Origin of the sequence: Acinetobacter sp. ATCC 27244, from assembly GCF_000156555.1 — a bacterium.
Taxonomy (GTDB): domain Bacteria; phylum Pseudomonadota; class Gammaproteobacteria; order Pseudomonadales; family Moraxellaceae; genus Acinetobacter; species Acinetobacter haemolyticus.
Map to the genome: position 1 here is coordinate 1 of NZ_GG665959.1, position 6,739 is coordinate 6,739.

6 protein-coding genes and 1 rRNA gene are annotated in these 6,739 nt (G+C 39.5%); 6 read left to right on the top strand and 1 reads right to left on the bottom strand.

The window, feature by feature from the left end; genetic code table 11:
* Positions 1-93 precede the first annotated feature (93 nt).
* The 4 genes from rrf to HMPREF0023_RS10550 all read left to right on the top strand — a co-directional run bounded on the left by rrf (position 94) and on the right by HMPREF0023_RS10550 (position 3,484).
* A 5S ribosomal RNA gene (gene rrf / locus HMPREF0023_RS10535) occupies positions 94-208 on the top strand.
* Between the two features lie 93 nt (positions 209-301).
* On the top strand, positions 302-700 hold the full coding sequence (locus HMPREF0023_RS10540) for a DUF2007 domain-containing protein (RefSeq protein WP_005087421.1): 399 nt from the start codon (positions 302-304) through the stop codon (positions 698-700).
* A 47-nt stretch (positions 701-747) separates the two neighbouring features.
* Complete coding sequence (locus HMPREF0023_RS10545) at positions 748-1,311, top strand: DUF4256 domain-containing protein (protein ID WP_008942062.1); 564 nt, start codon at positions 748-750, stop codon at positions 1,309-1,311.
* A 397-nt stretch (positions 1,312-1,708) separates the two neighbouring features.
* Complete coding sequence (locus HMPREF0023_RS10550) at positions 1,709-3,484, top strand: SLC13 family permease (RefSeq protein WP_008942063.1); 1,776 nt, start codon at positions 1,709-1,711, stop codon at positions 3,482-3,484.
* 48 nt (positions 3,485-3,532) lie between these two features.
* Here the strand turns inward: HMPREF0023_RS10550 and HMPREF0023_RS10555 are convergent, their stop codons facing one another.
* On the bottom strand, positions 3,533-4,228 hold the full coding sequence (locus tag HMPREF0023_RS10555; protein ID WP_008942064.1) for a TIGR04219 family outer membrane beta-barrel protein: 696 nt from the start codon (positions 4,226-4,228) through the stop codon (positions 3,533-3,535).
* Positions 4,229-4,358: 130 nt separating this feature from the next.
* Here HMPREF0023_RS10555 and HMPREF0023_RS10560 point away from each other — a divergent pair, with 130 nt between their 5' ends.
* A complete protein-coding gene (locus HMPREF0023_RS10560; protein ID WP_008942065.1) occupies positions 4,359-5,807 on the top strand; it encodes an aldehyde dehydrogenase family protein in 1,449 nt (482 codons plus the stop codon).
* Positions 5,804-6,376, top strand: coding sequence for a DUF1287 domain-containing protein (locus HMPREF0023_RS10565; protein ID WP_008942066.1), 573 nt, complete (start codon positions 5,804-5,806; stop codon positions 6,374-6,376). The genes HMPREF0023_RS10560 and HMPREF0023_RS10565 overlap by 4 nt, the downstream gene beginning before the upstream one ends.
* Positions 6,377-6,739 lie beyond the last annotated feature (363 nt).

Sequence of the window (6,739 nt, forward strand, 5' to 3'; positions counted from 1 at the left end):
CCCAATTAACTAATCCGTTAATAACTCTTTCGGTACTAAGTGGCATGAACTTAATAAGTTCAAAAGTAAGACCACCCAAAGCCAAAACAGTTTGCTGGCGACAATAGCAAGAGTGAACCACCTGATCCCTTCCCGAACTCAGAAGTGAAACCTCTTCGCGCTGATGGTAGTGTGGCACTTGCCATGTGAGAGTAAGTCATCGCCAGCTTTTAAATTCAAACACCCCTAACCGTCAGGTTAGGGGTGTTTTTTATTGGGCGGAATTTTATATACTGCCTATTTAGTTTAAGAGCTTTATGCAATGACTTGGATCGTCGTAAAAAGCTTCTCTTTTCCATATGAAGCGCAAATTGCAAAAACACAATTAGAAGCTGCTGGCATTCCTGCCCAAATTGAAAATGAACATACGATTAACATGAATTGGCTTTATTCGAATGCTTTAGGTGGTGTGCGTTTACTGGTACCTAATGCTTATGAAGATGAGGCAAAAATGATTCTTACCCAAGATTTTAGTGAGTTACTAGAGCAAGAGTTTGAAGGAGAGAAAGACTGTTGTCCTCAGTGCGGAAGCTATGATATAGAGGTTTATATTAAGGGTAAAAAGCCAGCTTATTTGCTATTTTTATTAATAGGTTTTCCTTTGTTTTCTTATACAAGTGGTTATAAATGTCAGCAGTGTCAGTATTTTTGGAGTAAATAATTAAGCTTAAACTCCAATTTATTAGAGTAAATATTTAGAGAATTAAAATGACGAAAAAACAATATTTAAATGCAGAGCAAATCAATGCGTTGATGATGAGTTTGAAACAACGATTTGAACAAAATATGCATCGACATCAAGGGCTAGATTGGGCGGATGTAGCAGATCAATTAAAACAACAGCCAAATAAATTATGGTCCTTGAATCAAATGGAAATGACAGGTGGTGAACCCGATGTTGTTTGTTTTGATTCAGAAACATCGACTATTGTGTTTTATGATTGTGCTGTTGAGTCCCCTAAAGGGCGAAGAAGTTTGTGTTATGATCGAGCTGCCTTAGATGCACGTAAAGAACATAAACCTAAAAATAACGCGCTTGATGTCGCTGAAGAAATGGGCGTTGAGTTATTAACGGAAGACCAATATAAACAATTGCAATCGATTGAGGGTTTTGATTTAAAGACATCGAGTTGGGTAAAAACACCTGATAATATTCGAGAACTAGGTGGGGCGATATTTTGTGATAGCCGTTATGGTCGAGTATTTACTTATCATAATGGTGCGCAATCTTATTATGCGACGCGGGGATTTCGTAGTCGTCTAAAAGTTTGAAATAAGGAACATCGACTATTCAATATTTAAAAAGCCAAATATAAAAAGAAGCCCCATCGTCCTGATGGGGCTTCTTCGTATTTAGTTTATTGTCGTTTATTTCCTATAAACAACCACTTCCTGTGGGTCTTGTTATTTTCAATGAGACTTCCTGTCTCTGTATGATTTGTATATTAAGGTGAATCAGAGGCGTTGTATATTCGTCAATCTCCCCGATTAATGTAGGTTTAGGCTTACATAAAGTTCTCGATTGGATTATGTGATTTTTACCAGATAAATCGATATAGATGCATCTTCTTATCACAATTTTAGCTAAGGTTAGCTGTAAATCGCATTTGTATATCATCTTTAACTATATAAAATTCGGAAAATTATATAGTTGTGGAAAGACTGCCTCATGGGTTGGGAAGGTTGGTTATCGTTAGCATTGACGCTAGCAGGACTGCTTACGCTGATTTTTTCAAGAATTGCCCCACATATCGTGATGTTGGCAATTTTGACGATATTAAGCGTGTTGGGCATATTAACTGCGCAAGAGGCATTGGCTGGTTTTAGTAATTCAGGTTTGATTACTGTGGCTGCGATGTTTGTGGTGGCCGCAGGAATTTCCAACTCCGGTGGCATCGACCTTTTTGTGAATAAACTATTGGGCACACCTAAAACAGAACGTATGGCACTGTTGCGAATCTTTTTGCCGATTGCGCCACTGAGTGCTTTTTTAAATAATACGCCTGTTGTTGCTACGATGATTCCCGCTTTAAATAGTTGGTCGAAGAAAATTGGGATTGCACCTTCCAAGTTAATGATTCCATTAAGTTATACCGCGATTTTAGGTGGGACAATTACGTTAATTGGAACCAGTACTAATTTGGTGGTTAATGGTCAGTACCAAGCGCTTACAGGCGAAGCAGGTTTTGGGATATTTGATATCACGATTATTGGCTTACCTGTTGCGATCATTGGTATGTTTATCATGTATTGGTTTGCACCCAAGTTATTGCCAAATCATCAAGAGCAAAATGTATTTTCCAATCTGCGAGAGTTTACTTTAGAAGTGATTGTAAGCCCGAATGGGCCATTGGTGGGGCAATCGGTTGCAGCAGCAGGTCTCAGAAGTTTAAAACGGGTCTATCTGGTTGAAATTGAACGCCAACAAACGGTTTTATCAGCAGTTTCTTCAGATGAAATTTTATTTGGCAATGATCGTCTCGTTTTTGCCGGGGACACTGAGGCGATTACTGAATTATTAAAAATCCATGGCTTAATCGCACCAGATAGTATTGATGAAAAGTCGGCCTTAGAAGAGACACATGCAGGGCGCCGATTGGTTGAAGCTGTGGTATCTCCTCACTGTGATGCGATCGGAAGCGCCATTCGTGATTCCAAGTTCCGTAATCGTTATGGTGCAGTTGTATTGGCTGTAGCACGTAATGGTGAGCGTTTAAAAGGTGGATTGGGTAATATCAAATTACAGGCGGGTGATACGCTGCTATTGGAAGCTCGCCCAGCCTTTGTAACACGTCAAAAATACAATAAAGATTTTCTATTGGTAAATGAGTTAGATCATGAACCATTGCAACATGACAAAGCATTATTGTCTTGGGGGATTTTACTAGCGGCTGTAACTGCGGCAGGTTTTGGTGTGTTGAGTATGCTAAACGCAGCATTATTGGCCGCAGGTGCGATGCTCGTTTGCCGTTGTTTGACGGTGAAACAAGCTGAAAAAAGTTTAGATTTGACTGTTATTTTAACTATTGCGGCGTCATTTGCTTTAGGTACTGCTTTAGAGAAGACAGGCGTTGCTGAGATGCTGGCACAATTCATTGTGCATTTTAGTGCTGGCGAGGCGATTTTATTGCTGATTTTGACGTATTTCTTTGTCTCCCTATTAACTGAAGTGATCACCAATAACGCAGCCGCTTTGTTGACTTTGCCAATTGTTCTAGCGATTACGGAACAGGCGAATTTAAATCCGATTCCGTTTGTATTCGCGATTATGATGGCAGCTTCGGCAAGTTTTGCGACACCACTAGGTTATCAAACCAATTTGATGGTATTGGGACCGGGAAATTATCGTTTTAGTGATTTTATCAAGGTGGGCTTACCGATGAATATCTTTATCGGGTGTATTACGGTGATACTGTTGCTGTTGGTATTTCCAATTCAACTATAAATAAAAAAGCCCTGAGTGATTCAGGGCTTTTTATGTGATATTCAGATGTTAGAAGTGAATGTCGATTCCGATATAAGGTCCTTTGAAATCAAATTTAAGATCATTTTTCTTGTAGTCATCCAATTTAATATCTAAGATTCGATAGCCTGCTTTTAAGCCGACATCGACCAGCAGATTATCAATAAAGTTATATTGTAACTCGGCTAGCGCATCGGTGATCTTGGTATCATTGAAGTTGCTATATAACAGTTCGCCTTTGGCACTGAGACCTGTAAATGGTAGCTTGACCCCAGCAGATCCATAGATCACAGGAACGGTTTTATCAATGTCAGTTTTGCTTGCAGATAAGGTTTTGACATGGCCATTTAAAGTGGTTGCACCTAAACCAACATCTGCATCGATGATATTGTCTAAGATTTCATAATATAAAATAAAATCGGTATGATCGATATCAAGATCATAAATCGGTTGGCCCGCAACTTCTTTTTCAGTTTGTGATTTTAAATTTACATAGCGAATTTTAGCATTTGGTAGTAAAGGGATAGGGTGTTCAACTGCGATTGAGAGTTGAGCTGAACTTTTATTTTTCAAGTCTTGATCTTTTGCGGCAGTTTGTGCTGCCATGTTGGTTTTTCCATCATAAAACCAATAGCTTGCATCAGCTTTTACACCAATCACATCCGCTTGTGCTAGCCCACAAAGACTTGTCCCTAAAGCCAAGATTGATATTTTTAATTTTTTCATCGTATTGTCCTAATTCATATCTAAAGCGTAATGAATTGTTGTGAATTCATCTGTGATTGGGCGCATCATATAGTGAACAAGGCAAAGATACAGTAGTCTATTTTTAATTTTTTGCAAAGAGACAATAACAATGACAGATTTAGAAAATGTGAAGGATTATCCACTGTACGTGGCGGGTAAAGCGATAAGTACAGGGCAGTGGCTAGAGGTTCAGAATAAATATCAGCAGACCGTTTTTGCTCGTGTTGCTGTGGCAGATGACAAAGTGCTAGAAAAAGCAATCGTAGCTTCAGTCAAAGCTGAAGTAGAGATGGCCGCATTAAAACCGTATCAAAAGCAAAAAATCTTACTGCATTGTGTGAAGCGATTTAATGAATTACGTGATGAATTGACCGAAATTTTAATTGCTGAAGGCGGCAAACCACGCAATGCAGCGAGTGCAGAAGTCGAGCGTTTGATTAATACCTTTCAGTTGGCGGCAGATGCAGTCACTCAAATCGATGAAGGACGTGTGTTACCTTTGGCAGTTACGCCTGCAGCAGCACGCTATCGTGGCATGGTCAAGCAAGTACCGATTGGTGCTGTATCTCTCATTAGTCCGTTTAATTTTCCACTGAATTTGGTTGCACATAAAATTGCCCCTGCTATTGCTGCGGGTTGTCCATTCGTACTGAAACCTGCGAGTTTAACGCCGATTAGTGCGTTGAAAATTGCCGAAGTACTGGCAGAGACGGACTTACCGAAAGGCGCTTGGTCTATATTGCCTTGTGAACGACAAGCTGCAGATATTCTCGTGACTGATGACCGTTTTAAATTGCTGAGCTTTACAGGTTCTGATCAAGTCGGTTGGGATATGAAAGCACGTGCAGGCCGCAAGAAAGTAACTTTAGAGTTAGGAGGCAATGCTGCGGTACTCATCGATGCCGATACTGTAGTCGATGATGCTTTGATTGACCGTTTGATTGGTGCTGCATATGGGCATGCGGGTCAGATTTGTATTAGTGTGCAGCGTATCTTAATACATGCTGATATTTATACCGAAGTGAAAAAGAAACTCTTGGCAAAGCTGAAAAAGATCAAAGCGGATGATCCAACATTATCCACTACATTGGTAGGCCCAATGATCAAATCAGCGGAAGCAACGCGTCTCAAAAAGTGGATCGATAAGGCAGAAAAGAAAGGTGCAAAAATATTGATCGGCGGAAATCTACATGGTGTTTTACTGGAACCTACATTGCTGGAAAATGTTGATGCCAAGCTTGAGATTTATAAAGATGAAGCGTTTGGTCCCGTCGCAATTTTAGAAAAATTTAAAAACTTTGAGCAGGGTATTGCAACCATTAATCAGAGTCGTTTTGGGTTACAAGCAGGAGTATATACCCAAAGCCTAAATCATATGCTGTATGCATGGGATCATTTGCATGTGGGTGGGGTGATTATCAATGATGTTCCAACCTTTCGCGTTGACAATATGCCGTATGGTGGTGTGAAAGATTCTGGTTTGGGGCGTGAAGGGATTCATGCAGCAATTCGTGATATGCAGGAAGAACGCTTATTGGTGATTAAAGAGACATTATGATGAGATGGGGGAAATCAATTTTATTAGCAGTTTGCCTTGCATGGACGACGTCTGTATCGGCATTTTCTTCACAACAGCTGGTAACCGATGCCAGAAAGCAAATCGGTGTGACCAAATATTATGATCCTGCTTACACACGTTTAGCGTATCCGATGGGAGATGTTCCGTTGATCAAAGGCGTATGTACAGATGTGGTCGTACGGGCACTTCGCCAGCAAGGCATCGATTTACAACAACGGATCCATGAGGACATGCGTAAGCATTTCAGCCTGTATCCAAATAAATGGGGACTCAAAGCACCCGATAAAAATATTGATCATCGGAGAGTGCCTAACATTGCGACCTATTTCCAGCGAAAAGGTTATCGAGTCACTGACCAACAATATCGTGCTGGAGATATTGTCACTTGGGATTTAGGAAAAGGATTGGTACATATCGGTATTGTCTCGGATAAAACAAGCTTTTTTCAAAAAACACCGTTAATTTTGCATAATATTGGTCGTGGTACTGAAGAATCCGATATTTTATTTCAGTATAAGATCACAGGGCATTATCGAATCAAAAACTAAAAGCTTGTATATCATGATCAACAGGCTTAATTTTTGGAGCAATTGATAAATTTAAACGGCACTTCCTCGATTGAGTTGAAAAATAATCAATTGTGTTGGAATTAGCGATGAACGGCAGATTTTTTTTGCAGAATTTACAGTAAAAATAAATAAAAAAGGGTATTGTTCAATCATCAACGGGTAAAAATTAGTGAAATTTTTTAAGGAAAGATTTTCTAATTTTTACTGGTTTGGATATAAGAAAATAAAACTCAAAAGGTTTTTTCTAATTCAAACAATAATAGGATTTGCATTGGTACTTTTTTTGCTAGCAGTACAACAAACAGATAACAGCAGCATCAAAAGTTGCCTTAGGATTAGGTT

Bases quoted from the DNA above. Each gene is read 5' to 3' on its own strand.
- HMPREF0023_RS10545 (WP_008942062.1), top strand. From the start codon at position 748: ATGACGAAAAAACAATATTTAAATGCAGAGCAAATCAATGCGTTGATG.
- HMPREF0023_RS10565 (WP_008942066.1), top strand. From the start codon at position 5,804: ATGATGAGATGGGGGAAATCAATTTTATTAGCAGTTTGCCTTGCATGG.
- HMPREF0023_RS10560 (WP_008942065.1), top strand. From the start codon at position 4,359: ATGACAGATTTAGAAAATGTGAAGGATTATCCACTGTACGTGGCGGGT.
- HMPREF0023_RS10550 (WP_008942063.1), top strand. From the start codon at position 1,709: ATGGGTTGGGAAGGTTGGTTATCGTTAGCATTGACGCTAGCAGGACTG.
- HMPREF0023_RS10540 (WP_005087421.1), top strand. From the start codon at position 302: ATGACTTGGATCGTCGTAAAAAGCTTCTCTTTTCCATATGAAGCGCAA.
- HMPREF0023_RS10555 (WP_008942064.1), bottom strand. From the start codon at position 4,228: ATGAAAAAATTAAAAATATCAATCTTGGCTTTAGGGACAAGTCTTTGT.